Source organism: Pedobacter sp. 01T416_2 (assembly GCF_056398925.1).
Window position 1 is genome coordinate 1 of sequence record NZ_JBFTQI010000037.1, and the last position, 15,464, is coordinate 15,464.

The window sequence follows — 15,464 nt, forward strand, 5'->3', positions numbered from 1 at the left end:
TCCTTACAGGTACGGATAATACGCAAAGCGATTTCACCCCTGTTGGCAATTAGTATTTTTTTAAACATAATTTTCTACGTTTCGTCTCTGTTTTAAAATAATCGTCATGCTGAATTTATTTCAGCATCCATTTAAAAAGAAGACCCTGAAATAAATTCAGGGTGACGTCAATCTTTAAATAGGTTCTACTAAAAATAACGGTTGATCGTATTCTACCGGTGATGCATTATCAACCAAGATTTTAACGATACGGCCAGAAACTTCGCTTTCAATCTCGTTGAAAAGTTTCATTGCCTCGATAATACAAACTACTTTACCAGTGCTAATTTCGTCGCCAACATTAACAAACATTGGCTTGTCTGGGCTAGCTGAACGGTAGAACGTACCGATCATTGGCGATTTAATAGTAATGTATTTTGAAGTGTCTTCTGCAGCCGGTACAGCAGGTGTTGCTGCATTTGGAGCAGTAGGAGCTGTAGCAACAGGGGCAGCAGCCTGTACAAGCGGAGCCTGTGGTACGGTAGCATGCACAATTGTTGGTGCTTGGTTTGTTTTGATCGTGATTTTGAAGTCTTCTTGCTCAATAGCAACTTCATTTACTCCAGAACGAGAAACAAATTTAATCAGTTCCTGTATTTGTTTGATATCCATTTTTTAGGCTAGTTATGTAAAAAATAGTGTTTATTGAATTAACTAAGTTATACTTTTTTTGTTTTATTTTTTTAAGGATGGTTGATAGTTTTTTAGTTGATGGCTCATAGCCAATCGACCATAAACCATTAGCTATAAGCTATTGACCATAAGACTTCTGACTAGTTAGTGTCGTAAGCCCATTTAAGGTATACCGAACCCCAGGTAAAACCACCACCAAATGCAGCTAAAACGATGTTATCGCCTTTTTTCAGTCTGCTTTCCCATTCCCATAAACATAAAGGAATTGTTCCGTTGGTTGTATTTCCGTAACGTTCAATGTTGATCATTACTTTATCGGTGGTAACGCCCATGCGGTTTGCAGTGGCATCGATAATGCGTTTGTTGGCCTGGTGAGGTACTAACCATGCAACATCATCAGCAGTTAAGCCGTTGCGTTCCATAATTTCGGCAGCAACGTCGGCCATATTGGTTACGGCAAACTTAAATACTGTTGGGCCTTCCTGGTGCGCAAAATGTAGTCTTGCGTCTACAGTTTCGTGTGTTGCCGGCATAACCGAACCACCTGCTTTCATGCCCAGGAAATCTCTTCCCGAACCATCTGTTCTCAAGATAGAATCCTGAATACCGAAACCTTCTTCATTTGGCTCTAATAAAGCACAACCGCAACCATCACCAAAAATGATACAGGTTGTACGGTCTTCGTAATTGATGATTGATGACATTTTATCGCCGCCAACAACTAAAACTTTCTTGTGTCTTCCTGACTCGATAAATGATGCACCGGTAGAAAGCCCGAAAATAAAGCCAGAGCAAGCGGCCTGTAAATCGTAACCCCAGGCATTTGTAGCACCTATTTTATCAGCTAAAACGTTTGCTGTTGCAGGGAATGTAAAATCTGGAGTAGTGGTGCAAAAGATAATCAGTTCAATTTCTTTTGCATCAATTCCCCTCTTTTTAAGTAAACCATTTACGGCATGAACAGCCATATCGGAAGTACCTAAACCTTCTCCCTTTAAAATTCTACGTTCTTTAATTCCCGTTCTGCTGGTAATCCATTCATCCGAAGTGTCAACAATGGTTTCTAACTCTGCGTTTGTAAGCACATAGTCGGGAACGTAACCATTTACTGCTGTAATAGCAGCGTGAATTTTACTCATTTTAAGAATTTTAATAAATTATTTAAATGCCATTCTAATTTTTTCTACCAATCCTGTAGTGATCATTTCTCTGGATTGTAGAACCATATTTTTAACAGCTAACGGACTTGAAATTCCATGTCCGATAACAACGGGAGCGTTAACGCCTAGAACCGGACTTCCACCGTATTGTTCATAATTAAAACGATCGAAGAACTCATCTTTAAGTCCCTTTTTGATGGTAAGTACGTAAAACGATTCTGCTAATTTTAGCATTATATTTCCGGTAAAACCATCGCACACAATTACATCGGCTTTATCATTAAATAAATCCCTTCCTTCCACATTGCCAACAAAGTTGAAAAGGTTGGTTTCTTTCATTAACGGGAAAGTAGCCATGCTTAGCATATTTCCTTTCTCATCTTCTTCGCCAATATTTATCAGGGCAACTTTCGGATCATTTATCTGCAAAAGATTTTCTGCATATAAGCTGCCTAAAACACCAAATTGTAATAAAATATCGGGTTTGCAGTCGGCATTAGCACCTACATCTAACAGCAAGCCAGTACCACCTTTAATTTTTGGAAGAATTGTACATAAACAAGGGCGGATAATGCCCGGAATGGTTTTAACGCTAAAAACTGCGCCAACCAACATGGCTCCAGAGTTACCAGCACTTGCGAAAGAATCGATTTTGCCTTCTTTTAAAAGGTTAAAACCAACTGCTATGCTCGAATTTGGTTTCTGAACGATTGCTTTGGTGGGATGTTCGCCCATACCAATTACTTCATCAGTATGAACGTATTCAAAATGATCTGGATTAAAACCTTCTTCTGCAAGAATGGGTTTAATCTGTTCGGTATCGCCAATAAGAACTAAATGCTCTCCAGCGTTAAGCGATTGATGAGCAGCTATTGCTCCCAAAACAATTGCTTTGGGAGCATAGTCTCCGCCCATTATGTCGAGGCCTATTTTCATAGAAAAAATCTGTTTGTGTTAAGTCAGGTGTAATCCTGAATTTTTCAGTTGACTAAGGTATGACTAAAGCCGCTGAAAACACAAACAATTTTTTAAGAAAATTACCCTATCTGAGTATTTTCGATAACCAGTTTGCCGTTGTAGTATAAGTTACCATCAACGTTGTAAGCACGGTGAGGTACGTGAATAGCACCTGTTGCCGAGCATGTTGCTAAAGAAGGAGTAACAGCTTTATAGTGTGTTCTTCTTTTATTTTTTCTCTGTTTCGAGATTTTCCGTTTTGGATGTGCCATTGGTGTATAATCTAATTATTTTTTTAACTTATTAAGGGCTTCCCAACGTGGGTCGCTTGTTTGTTCATTTTCTTCAGCCTGCTTTTGGATAGATAACTGATTTAAGCGATCAATCATCTCCTGATCGCAATCTTTACCTGCCTGCTCGCAGTTTTTGATATAAGGTACGGCTACGTTAATCATTTCGTATAAAGGGCCCGATATATCAATCTCGGTATCTTTACGGCTTAGCGAAATAATTTCTTCATCATCGCTTTCCATCTCGGCCTCTGCAAATTTTACGATCTGTCTTTCGTATAGATTTACCGGTAATGAAAACTCAGATAAACATTTATCGCAATCTAAATTAACCGTACCAATAACTTTGAATTTTAGAAGCAACATGGTCTCTTGTTTCTCAAGCTCCAGGTCTACTTTTAATTTTCCGCTTTTAATTAACGAATACTCAAATGCATTAAAAAAGTGGTCATCAAGCTCATAATCAAACTGATGAGTTCCCAATTTTAATCCGGTAAACGGTAATGAAAATTGTTTTAGTGGGTTCAAAGTACTGTAAAATTTTAGCCTGCAAATGTAGGGATAAAATAATTAGATTAAAAATGTTTTTTAAAAATTGTTGATGTTAATCGAACAGGTTTTCAGAATGTTAATCGAAATACTGAAAGACCTTACACGTTTCTTGTTAGTCGGGATTTGTGATCCCGACTTAGAATAAAGAATTTTTACTCATTAAGTGGATGGTAAATCCACCGTCCATTGAGTCGAGATTGCAAATCTCGACCAACGAAATTATTGATTAGCCAAAACCATTTCCTTATTATTCCTGCTCCATTCGCTCCAGGAACCAACATAAAGCTTAGGGATTGGTAAACCTGCATAATCCATAGCCAGTAGCGTATGGCAGGCGGTAATGCCCGAGCCACAGTGTACAATTACGTTTTCGGGTTTAACGTGGGCCAAAGCTTCAGCATATTTTTCTTTCAATATTTCTGGGGCCAGGAAAGCACCCGTAGCATCCAAATTTTCGGTATATGGAATATTTGTCGCACCAGGGATGTGCCCTGCAATTAAATCGATAGGTTCAGTAAGGCCTGCAAAACGATTGGCATCGCGCACGTCAATCACAATGTAATCGTCGGTTTTGGCAACTTTTTCTACCTCATTGATATCTGATAACGGTAAGTTCCATGCTGTGATTTCGTATTTTTCGACAGATTTTGGGATTTCTACTTTATCTGTAGTCGGGAAGCCTGCTTTAATGGCCGCCTGGAAGCCTCCATCAATTACCTGTACTTTTTCATGACCGATTGCTTTTAGTATCCACCACAGCCTCGCAGCTGCGTTACCGCCGTTTTTATCATCGTAAACAATCACATGGCTATCTTTTGTGATACCAAGTTGCTGTAAAACGGCAGAAAACTGCTCGAATGTTGGTAAGGGATGCCTTCCGCCAATGGCAAAATCGCCAATGTTGGCTAAATCGTTATTTACATCAGCAAAGAGCGCACCAGCAAGGTGTTGCTCGTCATATCTTGCTTTTGATCCGGCACTGGCATCGATAATTACGATTTCATCGTCTTGGTTTAACCAGGTTAATTCTGCTGGTTTTATAATGGGTGGTAAATTATTCATATTTCAATTTTATTATCCGTAATCAAACCATATTGCATTTGCGCCATTGGCTTTTGCATATTCTAAAAATCTTCTGAAATTTCGAAGGTCCTGACCAAAATTATTGCCAATGTAACCTTCACCTTTATCGAGATTAAAATCGGTAAAATAGTAATCATTATCCAGGGTGTCTGTCTCATGGCTATCCAATTTATCATTTAGCGTGCCTAGCTGTGAAAGCTTTTGGATCAAGGTTTCGATCGTTTCCAGTACCTTATTTATATTGCCATCTATTTTTTTTCTATTATTTGCGATCTGCTCAAGAACTTTTTTCTTATCGTTTTCGGTTTCTGCAAAAGACAGACGAAAATCAACCTCCATTTCGTTCCAGTATTGCTCCATTTCATATAAAACTGAAATATCTGTTTCTGTTAGCCTACTTATCTGGTCGAGTTCGGTTTCTTCTTCAATAACATTCCTCCGCGACATCAGGTTGCAAAAGGTTCTGCTTAAACTATGCTGGTTAAAAAAATCTACCTGGTTATCTGTGTTTTTCAAACGGGATATTTCTTCTGAATTATCGGTAATGAGATGAATGTCGAGCCCCATGGTATATTTTGTGATTCAATTTTTTGCAATATAAGAGATTTTGGAAATCGGGCCTAATGCGATTTTTTGCTGATAAGTGCCCATAGCCCCAAAACTGGGCCAACAGCTAAAGCCATATAAAGATAATGCGAATTCATTTCTTTAGCCAAAAGATTAATCACCTGGATGCTAATAATCGTAATGGCAAAGCCGATACAGTTTACCAGTGTTAACGAAGTTCCCCGCAGGCTTTGGGGCGCATGTTTGGCGATTAAAGAAGAAAACAAGGGTGAATCGGCCGTGCCAGACAAGCCCCAGCAAAATAAAAATAGAAGAAAAGGATATACCGAGCCGCAGAATAGGAAAAGCGGCGAGAGCAGGCAGCATAACCCCGAAATGGAAAGCGCAATGGTGGCAATCCGTTTTGCACCAAATTTTTGTGAGAGCAAACCGCCGATCATGCAAGACAGACCTCCTGATGCGATAATTAAGAACGAAAAAAGCGGTATATTTAAAGTTGCAGGTGCATGTTTAGTGTTGTAAAGCAGCAGCATGCCGGGTAAAAAAGCCCAAAAGGTATAGAGTTCCCACATGTGCCCGAAATAGCCGAAAGCAGCAGATCGAAAATCAGGATTTTTAAAGCCATTAAAACAAGAGCGGAAATCGAATTTCTGCCCGGCAGTTCTAAATGGACCGTTTGGCACAAGCCATAAAATAGCAATTGCACCAATCAGAGATAAGCCCGAAGTAGCAAAGATTACATATTGCCAATTAAAATTTGCTGTAAATGTTTTTAATAAATGAGGGAAGGCAGTACCAAAGACCAGAGCACCAACTAAAAAACCTAACGATTTCCCTAGCCCGTCTTTAAAGTAATCAGATGCTATTTTCATGCCGACAGGGTAAATTCCAGCCAACATAAAACCGGTTAAAAAGCGAAAAAGCAACAATAAACAGACATCGGATAGTTCTAAACAAATGCCCAGATTAAACAAAGCGGCTGCAATTCCACAAATAAAGAACACTTTTGAGGGTGAAAAAATATCGGAAATGGCAAAAAAAGCGAAAACTAATGTTCCGCTGATGAAACCGAACTGTACCATGCTGGTGAGGTTGGCCAGCAGGTTTGTTTCTGTTGGAAAACTTTTAACAATATCTGGTAATACTGCATTGCCAGCAAACCACAACGATGTACAGAGAAACTGTGCAATAACAATTGTGGGGAGAATGTAATTGGGTTTTTTAGTGCCGTTCATTTTGAATTTGATGCACAATTTTACCTAAAATAAACCTGATAGTAGTGGAAATACTTTTTGATATGGTGCTTCGACAAGCTCAGCATGACAATCACAAAAAGATTGGAACGCATAGCAGGACTTTCGGGACCTATGAAACACAAGACCATGTTTTGCGAAAAAAAAATATTGACCACCTAAACTGCCTTAGTAGATCTGAGTTTAATAAACTTTGGTCTTTCAGCTCTAGTCTTTCTACCTTTTAAGAAGCATCATCTTTAATGTCAAACTGCGTTTCAACCACTTTTCCACCTGTACGCAACTGATTGCCCAACATTTCTTCTTGCTCCCTACGGTTTTTTACAATATGGATAGCCGAAAACAATGCTTCAGTGAAAGAAGTAGAATCAGCCAGGTCTTTACCCGCAATATCGTAGCCCGTTCCATGATCGGGAGAGGTGCGCACGAAGTTTAAACCAGCGGTATAATTTACGCCATTATGGAAAGCTAATGTTTTAAAAGGAATTAAGCCCTGATCATGGTACATAGCCAAAACGGCATCAAACTGTTTGTAGCTACCATTGCCGAAAAAGCCATCAGCAGGGTATGGCCCAAAACAAACAATACCTTTATCGTAGGCTTCCTGAATGGCCGGTGTAATAATTTCAGCCTCTTCGGTACCCAATAAACCATTATCGCTCGCATGTGGGTTTAAGCCTAAAACGGCAATTTTTGGTTTTTCGATCCAAAAATCTTTTTTAAGGCTTTCGTTAATCAGCTTTAATTTACTGATAATTTTCTCTTTTGTAATCGAGGTTGGAACATCTTTCACCGGAATGTGGCCAGTAACTACACCCACACGTAAATTTTCGCTGATCAAAAACATCAGCACATCTTTACTACCACTTTTTTCCTGCAGGTATTCGGTATGGCCCGGAAAAGCAAAAGTTTCTGATTGAATGTTATGTTTATTGATCGGAGCGGTAACCAGTGCATCGATATCGCCGTTTACCAGATCGGCTGTTGCGCGCTCAAGTGATAAAAGTGCATATTTTCCACCTGTTGGCGTTACCTGTCCCAATTCGATTTTCACATCCTCTTCCCAGCAATTAATCATGTTTGCTTTTTTTGGCTGTGCCTGGTTGGCATGGCTAACTACGTTAAAACTGAAATCGCCCAGGTTATTTGCTTTTCTATGAAAAGATGAAACCTTGGTATGGCCATAAACAATCGGTGTACAATAATTTAAAATGGCAGGATTGGATAATGTTTTAATGATTACCTCTAAACCTATGCCGTTTACGTCGCCTATACTGATGCCAATTTTAAGTTTATCGCTCATAATTACTGGAAAATTTTAGCGCAAATTACTGATTTTCGTTTAAAGACTTTAAAAAAAATGAAACCTCAAAGAACAGAGATTGATTCGCAAAGAAATAATAAGCCTATCTTTGCGTCCATAGCGYCGAATCTTAGCACCTCTTTGTGGTTAAAATATTCGATTAATTTTAAGGTATGAGTTTAGTAAAAGCGAAAAAACATTTAGGCCAACATTTTTTAACCGATAAAGGCATTGCCAACCGCATTGTAGAGGCATTGGTAAACACCGATAAATACAATCAGGTTTTAGAGGTAGGGCCAGGGATGGGAATCTTATCTGATTTTTTGCTGCAGCGTAAAGACTTAGAAACTTATCTTATTGATATTGATACCGAATCTTTCCACTTTTTAAATGAAAAATATCCTCAGCTTGGCGATCGGTTGATTAATGGCGATTTTTTGAAACTCGATTTCGATGCTATTTTTCCAGGTCAGTTTGCCATTATTGGTAATTTTCCATACAATATCTCATCACAGATTTTATTTAAGATTTTAGATAACCGCAACAAGGTTGTAGAAATGGTTGGGATGTTTCAGAAAGAAGTTGCCCAACGTTGTGCTTCACCTGCTGGAAGTAAGGATTATGGAATTCTGAGCGTATTTCTTCAGGCCTATTATAAAATCGAATACCTATTTACGGTTAAGCCGGGTACATTTAATCCACCGCCAAAAGTACACTCGGCAGTAATCCGTTTAACCAGAAATGAAGTGGAGACCTTAGACTGCGATGAAAAATTATTCTGGCGGGTGGTTAAGGCAGGTTTTAACCAGCGGAGAAAAACTTTACGTAATGCTGTTTCGGCGGTGATGCCTAAAGATAAAATGGACGACCATATCTACTTCGAGAAACGTGCCGAGCAGTTAACCGTGGCTGATTTCGTGGCCTTAACACAGCATGTGACTAAGTTGATGCAACCTTAAGCCTTAATTTTTCGTCTATCTTGAATAAATTAAAGAATGATATGAAAAATCAAATCRCTATCTCTTTTAGTATCCTTTTATTATCTATAATAATGGTTGGTTGTTCAGTGTTACATATGGACCCCAAGTCGTTATACATCATGAAACCTTTAGCTCCAAGCACAAAACTATCAATATATCTGGAGGACAGATCTGCATTTGATATGGATATCCAGAATACTTCAAAAGATACTTTAATACTCAAAAGGGCAAATCAGAAAGATCAGGTAATAGTCAATAATAAGATTTCGATAGCGGTAGATCCTAAAGTTGATATTGAGATATTAAATGTTTCCAGGAAAGAGATTGAGCCTACAGTTCGGATATATAATCATAAGTCAAAAGTTATTAATGAGGTAAGTGACATTAAATAAGCACTAAAAATCTGATTTTTCTACTACATGTTGTTACATCAAATTGCAAAGTAATGATCATTCTTATCTAATTTCTCCTTTCCTTTGCGCTGTATTTTTAAGGAAATCTTATGATAAATTATCGCGAAATTTTTGAGGAACAAGGCATTGACTATTTAACCTATCGTGCATTGATTGATCAACTTCTGTTAGAGGGAAAGGCTACCGGTGATGTAACTTACGATTTGCACTATACTAAAATGAATGTGCAAAGGATGAGTCGTGTGGATAAAACAGTTAGCTTAACCGATGAGTTGACTTCAACCATTGATCATCTTAAAGAAAATTATAAATTTTTAGTGATTACCGAAGGCTGGTGTGGCGATGCTGCCCAGATTGTTCCGGTGTTCAATAAAATCGCAACTGCATCATTAGGTAAAATTGATCTGAAATTTGTTTTACGCGATAAAAACCTCCCGTTAATTGATGCGCATTTAACCAATGGTGGAAGAGCTATTCCGGTTTTAATTGTGTTAAATGAATCAGCAGACCAAGTTTTAGGAACCTGGGGGCCAAGGCCACAAATTTTGCAGGAGCTTTTAAAAGAGTGGAGAAAAGAAAGCACTGAAATGCCAATTTTGGCAGAAAAACTTCACGGCTGGTACGCTAAAGATAAAACGCAGACGACACAAGCCGGATTAAATGAACTTTTGAAGGGGCTAAAGTTATAATCTTATAATTTCATTTTAGGCGGTCGTCACCCTGAACTTGTTTCAGGGTCTATCTAAAGATGCTGAAACAAGTTCAGCATGACGATTCGTAGAAAAAATCTTACTTCGTAAATTTAATCAACAGAAACAGTTAATCCCTCTTGCTGTAAAATTTTGCGGTAAACTTCCATCTCGGTAAATGATCCTTCCAAAACTGGGCATTTTCCATCATTATGCACTTTCCAGGCAATTTTCTCAGCCTGCGATTCGTTATAATCTAGATATTTCATCATGCAGTAAATCACATGATCGAAAGTATTGATATCATCATTCCACAAAATAAGGCGATGTACGGTTTTTAGGGAAGTTAAAATTTCTTCGAGCGTAAAGGTCTCTTCTTTGGTTTCTGTAGACATGGCGCAAAAATAAACAATAATTTAGAAGATTTGAGCTATTAGACCTGAGATATTAGATTTTAGGATATTGCGATGAAATCTCACGTCTCAAATCGCAGCTCTCATATCTTTTTTAATTAACTAACTTTGTTTAACCAAATTATAATAACACGAGTATGCACCAGTCTAAAATAGCCGGAATAGGTTACTACGTTCCGAAAAATGTATATACCAACGATGATTTAAGCCGTTTTATGGATACCAACGATGCGTGGATCCAGGAACGTACCGGTATTAAAGAGCGCCGTTTTGCCGATCGTAACGAGGAAACCACTACCACAATGGGTATTGAGGCAGCCAAAATCGCGATCGAAAGGGCTGGTATTACCGTTAAGGATGTCGATTTTATCGTTTTTGCCACCTTAAGCCCCGATTATTATTTCCCGGGTTGTGGCGTACTACTGCAACGCGAAATGGGCATGGGCGAAATTGGTGCTTTAGATATCCGCAACCAATGTTCGGGCTTTGTTTATGCACTTTCTGTGGCCGATCAGTTTGTGAAAACAGGTATGTATAAAAATGTGCTGGTAGTGGGAAGCGAGAAACATTCGTTCGCGATGGATTTCGAAACCCGTAGCCGTAATGTATCGGTGATTTTTGGCGATGGTGCTGGCGCTGTTGTATTACAGCCTACAGATGAACCCGGAAAAGGGATTTTAAGTACACATTTGCATAGCGATGGTGCCGATGCCGAAATCCTGGCCATGTATTATCCAGGTTCTCATGCCAATAAATGGTTGAAAGATAAACCTGCCTATCCTGAACAGGAGCTTGGTGGCTTATTTATGACGCAGGAAATTTTGGATAGCGGTGCCGCTTTACCTTATATGGATGGGCCATCGGTTTTCAAAAAAGCGGTGGTAAAATTTCCTGAAGTAATTAAAGAGGCTTTGGCTGCAAATAATTTAACAGAGAAAGATATTGATATGTTGGTGCCACATCAGGCAAATCTGCGTATTAGCCAGTATGTGCAGCAGTTGTTGGGTTTAAATGATGATCAGGTTTTTAATAACATCCAGAAATATGGCAATACTACAGCAGCTTCTGTTCCTATTGCCTTGTGCGAAGCTTGGGAAGCAGGCAAAATTAAAGGTGGCGATCTGGTTTGCCTTGCCGCATTCGGATCGGGTTTTACCTGGGCCAGCGCGTTGATTAGGTGGTAGGTTTAGGGTTTAGTTAAAATAACCAAGCAAATTAATATAAAATAGACTGTTTTCTCATTAATATAGATTCGTCATTTCGAGCGAAGTGCAACGAAGTGGAGAACCCGAAGGCTCAGCGAAGCTAAATCTGTTAAAATAGATAAGTGTTGTACTGCAAAGTTTCACTGTTTTATACCATTAAGGAGTTAAGGGCATTAAGGTTTTATCGCATGGTTCCTAACTACCTTAACTTCTTAATGGTCAAACGTGCTTATTGCGTTTTTGGCTTAATAAAATCTCCTAAATAACTACACTCGCCCGCCGCAACAGCATAAAAAGGCGTTTTGCCATAGCTAAACCTTAATTCTTTAAGATAAGGGTTGTTGTAATTTGCCTTGATGAAGTTTCTCCATTTCACATCCTTTTTATCATAATAATAAAATGATAACGGGTTTGCATTCATGATGATCTGTTTCTGTAAACATTTAGCCAACATAAATGTACATTTTGCTTTAAAATCAGCATTGGTACTTAATGCTCTGGCTTTTAAATACCAGGCTTTTGCCGTTTGCGCTTTTTTATAATCGCCATCGTATACATATTTTGCTGGGTTGCTGTTGTCGTATGATGACCAGTCGTAACTGATTAAAAACCAGCTGTTGCCGTAGTAGCCGGTTTGGTAAACTGCATTGGCCATTTTATAATAGTAAAGCGCAGCATTCTTTTTATCACTGATGGTTAATTTCTGCAAGCGGAGCATTTCAGCTGCAAAAGCTTTTTTGGTAATTGATGTTTTCGCTGTTACATATTTTTTTGGATAATCGTTTATCGTTTCGATGAAAGGATTAGCATAAAGTTTAGCGTTGGCTTCATCAGCGTACCAGTTATCGGGGTTAAAATATTTGTAACCTGGCGAAACCTTTGCAAACATTTGAACGGCCTTATCATATTGATGTGTGCGTAAATAAGTTGTGCCAAAAAGTTCATAAAAATCATCGTTTTTGAGCTGGTTTAAAGCCGAAGCCAACAAAGCGGTAACATCATTGCCTGTTGCCCTGGTTTTATAAACAGCTAAGCCCTGCATGCTTTTCGGACTTAAGTTTTTCTGCCAAAAAGCAATACTTTGATAACTCATGTTCTGGAAAAGTGAATTCTCTTTTAACGTTTTGTATTCCAGGTCGCCTTTAACCATTGCTAATGCCGCTTTCGCAGTATCGCCCATACTCAAATAAGCTGGAGCCAATATTTGCTGATAAAAATTTCTGGTCGTTCTGCTAAAGCGTTTGCTGGCACGATCTGTATCATAATAATATGGTCCTTTTGGTTGCTCGCTGTTCTCTGCAAAACGTTTTTCGTCAAGCCATTTTAAGGTCGGTAATAAATCGTTCTCATTAAAAGGGTTTCCTTTTTTGATGTTTTTCGCCTTGATCAATAAATCGGTAATGCGGTATTGGTCGCGTAATCTTTCTGGTAGTTTATCTGGTTTTAGGATTGCAAGGTAATTTGTCGCCAGAAAATCTTTGTTCTCCATCCACGATAAATAAGCTGCGGTTAAAGTGCCTAGCTCAGGCTGCGGATATTTTTTTTCGGTTGCCAGTTTTACCGCAAAATTCCTGATTTCATTCAGTTGTTTAAGATTGACGGCTTTTAGACTGTCTTTATATTTAGAATTGCCATTATCCGAAAAATAATAATTATAGCCAATTTTGGCAATATCGTTCGCCTCGATAAGATCTTGCTCTAATTTATTTACTTCACGTACCAGCAGCGTGCCGTTAAGCTGGCTTTTTGGTTCGTACTGATAAACTTTATTCAGACTTTCTATACCCGAATCAGCATCTCCAAACCCGTTTATCGCCCAGATATTGGCTTTCTCGTTATTGGTTTTGGCATATTTTAGCGCCCCGTTAACTGGCGAGCTGGTGTAATAATAATTTTTATATGCCTGTACTCTTCGCTCTGGGTTGCTTGCAAAAACCTTCGAGAATAAAAAGGCAGATTCTTCAGGATTTCCCAACCTACGGGTCGATCCGGCATAGAGTGCTAATGCCCAGCCCTTAACCGCACTGTTTACCTTACTGGTTTTGATATACTTTTCGTAGGTCGATTTGCTTTCGGCGTGCAATCCTGCAAAATGAAACATCCGTTCAGCTTGGTAAGCGTAACGCAGTTTAAGAAAATCGTCTTTCTCTGCTTCTGTTAATTTTAGACCTTCTTGGGCTTTTGAACCCATGGCAGTCGTATCACGGGGATTAGGATCCCAAAGACTAAAATCCACATTGGCCAAAGGTTCACAGCTTTTGGCGAATTGATAATACTTTAGTGATTCTTTGCGTTTGCTTAACGCCTTGATAAAACTATTCTGTTGTAAGCTATCGGGTAATTGTGATGCGTTACCATCAAAATTAACGAGTTTTATGTCAGTTGCACTATCTGTTTTGTACATTACTTTTAGCACATCTTCTTTTTTAACATTGAGGTATTTTGCCCATTCACGACTATTGATATCTGGCTCGCTTTCTATATCCGTTTCGCTGTTGAGGTATACCATCTGGTTGTAGGCGAACGGAGAATATTCATCCCCTTCTATGTTGTTGTGGAAATAAGAAATGTAATAATCGTAAGGATCTATCTCACCGCCACAGGCAAGATTTACGGCAATTTCGCCGAAAAAAGTAATCAGGAATACACTAAAAATTAGCGATAACTTTTTGAACGTCTTCATTAGTAAAATGTTTTAAAAGGTCGGTGTCTAAATGGTAAAAAACGAGGTTCCGGTCTCTAGGGCTTAAATATCGGGATAAAAATTTAGAGGTCGAAAGTAAATCTTCAGTGGAAATCTGTTCCCACCTTACCACATCTCCTTTTTTTAACCCAGCTGCAGAATAATCAACCAAAAGATCATAAAGAATCGAATTTCCCCTCTGTTTAAAAAGTTTTTTATCCCCGATCTGGGTTTTGCCTATTCGTTTGGAGATACCCGCATATTGCCCGTTCCTGAATACCACTGCCCATTCGAAAATGGGTAAGGCCACATCAAGTGGTAAGGGATATTGTTCCAGGAAATCTTTTAAGTAGAGATCCATTTCGTGCTGATCCAGTATGGAATTTTGTTCACCATATTTACGCAGGTTACCCATATTATAACACATTAAAATGGCCTTTTCTACAGGAGGTACGCCGCTTGATACGATGTTTTTAACCTGATGCAACCGCAAGGTTACCGAAATGGTTTTTCCCTTTAAAAGCGGATTCGCCTTTAATTGTTCGAGAAATTTAAAATACCTGTTTCTGGTGCCTTTGGTCCAATCACAATCAATCTGTAATTCCATATAATTTTGCTTTCCTGCCTGTTTTACCTTTGCGGCTACAAATTTAACAATGCGATCTGCCATAACCGCTGTTTGCATGGTGTCAATCTTGTTAAAAACCTCGTTAACGATAAACACAACGGGGATAATGTCGATCTGTTTAGGTAGGGGATCTGAAAATTTAATCGGCGAAATAGGTACAGGTAGCTGCAGATCTGGATTAAAATCTACATCCATAATCCGCATGTACAAAGATTTAGATTTAAATTGATCAAGATAACTGGTTTCTTCCTTTTTGTTCTGATAATCCGTTTTCCAATAATAAAAAGTAGGGTGAACAATTGATTTTTGCATACACCCAAGGAAGAGAAACACAGAAATCACTAAAATACTTATCTTGCGCATATCAATTTTATTGAGCAAAAGTAGTATAAAATGCGAGCAGTTTTACAAAGAGTTACACAGGCAAGTTGCACAGTTGATGGTGAGGTTACGGGAGCGATTGATACCGGATTTTTAGTGTTGTTAGGCATAGAAGATGCCGATGCTTTAGAGGATTTGGATTGGTTAGCACAGAAAATTATCGGTATGCGTGTTTTTGGAGATGAAAACGGAATGATGAATAAAGCACTTGCCGATGTGAGCGGAGATATTTTAT

At 38.7% G+C, this 15,464-nt stretch carries 18 protein-coding genes; 5 read left to right on the forward strand and 13 right to left on the reverse strand.

Annotation, left to right across the window (positions count from 1 at the left end):
* The 10 genes from AC1DPQ_RS03170 to pdxA form a co-directional block, all read right to left on the reverse strand.
* Positions 1-68 (reverse strand): biotin carboxylase N-terminal domain-containing protein (locus AC1DPQ_RS03170; RefSeq protein ID WP_477607909.1); only part of this gene is annotated, 68 nt, incomplete at its 3' end.
* Positions 69-174: 106 nt separating this feature from the next.
* Complete coding sequence (gene accB / locus AC1DPQ_RS03175; protein WP_477578221.1) at positions 175-651, reverse strand: acetyl-CoA carboxylase biotin carboxyl carrier protein; 477 nt, start codon at positions 649-651, stop codon at positions 175-177.
* 161 nt (positions 652-812) lie between these two features.
* Positions 813-1,811 carry a beta-ketoacyl-ACP synthase III gene (locus AC1DPQ_RS03180; protein ID WP_029274149.1) on the reverse strand — a complete coding sequence of 333 codons (999 nt, stop codon included), beginning with the start codon at positions 1,809-1,811 and terminating at the stop codon, positions 813-815.
* A gap of 18 nt (positions 1,812-1,829) precedes the next feature.
* On the reverse strand, positions 1,830-2,768 hold the full coding sequence (plsX, locus tag AC1DPQ_RS03185; RefSeq protein WP_029274150.1) for a phosphate acyltransferase PlsX: 939 nt from the start codon (positions 2,766-2,768) through the stop codon (positions 1,830-1,832).
* A gap of 101 nt (positions 2,769-2,869) precedes the next feature.
* Positions 2,870-3,061, reverse strand: a complete 192-nt coding sequence (gene rpmF / locus AC1DPQ_RS03190) for a 50S ribosomal protein L32 (protein WP_025143959.1) — start codon at positions 3,059-3,061, stop codon at positions 2,870-2,872.
* A gap of 15 nt (positions 3,062-3,076) precedes the next feature.
* On the reverse strand, positions 3,077-3,607 hold the full coding sequence (locus AC1DPQ_RS03195; RefSeq protein ID WP_477607903.1) for a YceD family protein: 531 nt from the start codon (positions 3,605-3,607) through the stop codon (positions 3,077-3,079).
* A 243-nt stretch (positions 3,608-3,850) separates the two neighbouring features.
* On the reverse strand, positions 3,851-4,693 hold the full coding sequence (locus tag AC1DPQ_RS03200) for a sulfurtransferase (protein ID WP_477578217.1): 843 nt from the start codon (positions 4,691-4,693) through the stop codon (positions 3,851-3,853).
* A 12-nt stretch (positions 4,694-4,705) separates the two neighbouring features.
* Complete coding sequence (locus AC1DPQ_RS03205; RefSeq protein WP_477578215.1) at positions 4,706-5,281, reverse strand: hypothetical protein; 576 nt, start codon at positions 5,279-5,281, stop codon at positions 4,706-4,708.
* A 53-nt stretch (positions 5,282-5,334) separates the two neighbouring features.
* Complete coding sequence (locus AC1DPQ_RS03210; RefSeq protein ID WP_477578213.1) at positions 5,335-6,516, reverse strand: MFS transporter; 1,182 nt, start codon at positions 6,514-6,516, stop codon at positions 5,335-5,337.
* 241 nt (positions 6,517-6,757) lie between these two features.
* Positions 6,758-7,837 carry a 4-hydroxythreonine-4-phosphate dehydrogenase PdxA gene (pdxA, locus tag AC1DPQ_RS03215; RefSeq protein WP_477607905.1) on the reverse strand — a complete coding sequence of 360 codons (1,080 nt, stop codon included), beginning with the start codon at positions 7,835-7,837 and terminating at the stop codon, positions 6,758-6,760.
* A 173-nt stretch (positions 7,838-8,010) separates the two neighbouring features.
* On the opposite strand from pdxA, the gene rsmA reads away from it, so the two are divergent.
* The 3 genes from rsmA (at position 8,011) to AC1DPQ_RS03230 (ending at position 9,919) form a co-directional block, all read left to right on the forward strand.
* Positions 8,011-8,796 (forward strand): 16S rRNA (adenine(1518)-N(6)/adenine(1519)-N(6))-dimethyltransferase RsmA, encoded by a 786-nt coding sequence (gene rsmA, locus AC1DPQ_RS03220; protein WP_477578209.1) that lies wholly within the window; start codon positions 8,011-8,013, stop codon positions 8,794-8,796.
* 140 nt (positions 8,797-8,936) lie between these two features.
* A complete protein-coding gene (locus tag AC1DPQ_RS03225) occupies positions 8,937-9,209 on the forward strand; it encodes a hypothetical protein (protein WP_477578207.1) in 273 nt (90 codons plus the stop codon).
* Positions 9,210-9,319: 110 nt separating this feature from the next.
* Entirely contained in the window at positions 9,320-9,919 is a 600-nt protein-coding gene (locus tag AC1DPQ_RS03230; RefSeq protein WP_477578205.1) for a thioredoxin family protein, read from the forward strand.
* Positions 9,920-10,032: 113 nt separating this feature from the next.
* Here AC1DPQ_RS03230 and AC1DPQ_RS03235 read toward each other — a convergent pair whose 3' ends face one another.
* The gene (locus tag AC1DPQ_RS03235) at positions 10,033-10,314 is read right to left on the reverse strand and encodes an ATP-dependent Clp protease adaptor ClpS (protein WP_029274160.1); all 282 of its coding nucleotides are present in this window, start codon (positions 10,312-10,314) and stop codon (positions 10,033-10,035) included.
* 155 nt (positions 10,315-10,469) lie between these two features.
* On the opposite strand from AC1DPQ_RS03235, the gene AC1DPQ_RS03240 reads away from it, so the two are divergent.
* Positions 10,470-11,516, forward strand: a complete 1,047-nt coding sequence (locus tag AC1DPQ_RS03240) for a 3-oxoacyl-ACP synthase III family protein (RefSeq protein WP_477578202.1) — start codon at positions 10,470-10,472, stop codon at positions 11,514-11,516.
* 250 nt (positions 11,517-11,766) lie between these two features.
* Here the strand turns inward: AC1DPQ_RS03240 and AC1DPQ_RS03245 are convergent, their stop codons facing one another.
* Positions 11,767-14,220 carry a hypothetical protein gene (locus AC1DPQ_RS03245; RefSeq protein ID WP_477578200.1) on the reverse strand — a complete coding sequence of 818 codons (2,454 nt, stop codon included), beginning with the start codon at positions 14,218-14,220 and terminating at the stop codon, positions 11,767-11,769.
* A complete protein-coding gene (locus tag AC1DPQ_RS03250) occupies positions 14,186-15,160 on the reverse strand; it encodes a hypothetical protein (protein ID WP_477578198.1) in 975 nt (324 codons plus the stop codon). The genes AC1DPQ_RS03245 and AC1DPQ_RS03250 overlap by 35 nt, the downstream gene beginning before the upstream one ends.
* Positions 15,161-15,241: 81 nt before the next feature.
* Here AC1DPQ_RS03250 and AC1DPQ_RS03255 point away from each other — a divergent pair.
* The coding region (locus AC1DPQ_RS03255; protein ID WP_477607907.1) for a D-aminoacyl-tRNA deacylase at positions 15,242-15,464 on the forward strand (223 nt) is incomplete at its 3' end.

Coding starts and splice junctions, on each gene's coding strand:
- accB (WP_477578221.1), bottom strand. CDS start 651: ATGGATATCAAACAAATACAGGAACTGATTAAATTTGTTTCTCGTTCT.
- AC1DPQ_RS03180 (WP_029274149.1), bottom strand. CDS start 1,811: ATGAGTAAAATTCACGCTGCTATTACAGCAGTAAATGGTTACGTTCCC.
- plsX (WP_029274150.1), bottom strand. CDS start 2,768: ATGAAAATAGGCCTCGACATAATGGGCGGAGACTATGCTCCCAAAGCA.
- rpmF (WP_025143959.1), bottom strand. CDS start 3,061: ATGGCACATCCAAAACGGAAAATCTCGAAACAGAGAAAAAATAAAAGA.
- AC1DPQ_RS03200 (WP_477578217.1), bottom strand. CDS start 4,693: ATGAATAATTTACCACCCATTATAAAACCAGCAGAATTAACCTGGTTA.
- AC1DPQ_RS03205 (WP_477578215.1), bottom strand. CDS start 5,281: ATGGGGCTCGACATTCATCTCATTACCGATAATTCAGAAGAAATATCC.
- AC1DPQ_RS03210 (WP_477578213.1), bottom strand. CDS start 6,516: ATGAACGGCACTAAAAAACCCAATTACATTCTCCCCACAATTGTTATT.
- pdxA (WP_477607905.1), bottom strand. CDS start 7,837: ATGAGCGATAAACTTAAAATTGGCATCAGTATAGGCGACGTAAACGGC.
- rsmA (WP_477578209.1), top strand. CDS start 8,011: ATGAGTTTAGTAAAAGCGAAAAAACATTTAGGCCAACATTTTTTAACC.
- AC1DPQ_RS03225 (WP_477578207.1), top strand. CDS start 8,937: ATGAAACCTTTAGCTCCAAGCACAAAACTATCAATATATCTGGAGGAC.
- AC1DPQ_RS03230 (WP_477578205.1), top strand. CDS start 9,320: ATGATAAATTATCGCGAAATTTTTGAGGAACAAGGCATTGACTATTTA.
- AC1DPQ_RS03235 (WP_029274160.1), bottom strand. CDS start 10,314: ATGTCTACAGAAACCAAAGAAGAGACCTTTACGCTCGAAGAAATTTTA.
- AC1DPQ_RS03240 (WP_477578202.1), top strand. CDS start 10,470: ATGCACCAGTCTAAAATAGCCGGAATAGGTTACTACGTTCCGAAAAAT.
- AC1DPQ_RS03245 (WP_477578200.1), bottom strand. CDS start 14,220: ATGAAGACGTTCAAAAAGTTATCGCTAATTTTTAGTGTATTCCTGATT.
- AC1DPQ_RS03250 (WP_477578198.1), bottom strand. CDS start 15,160: ATGCAAAAATCAATTGTTCACCCTACTTTTTATTATTGGAAAACGGAT.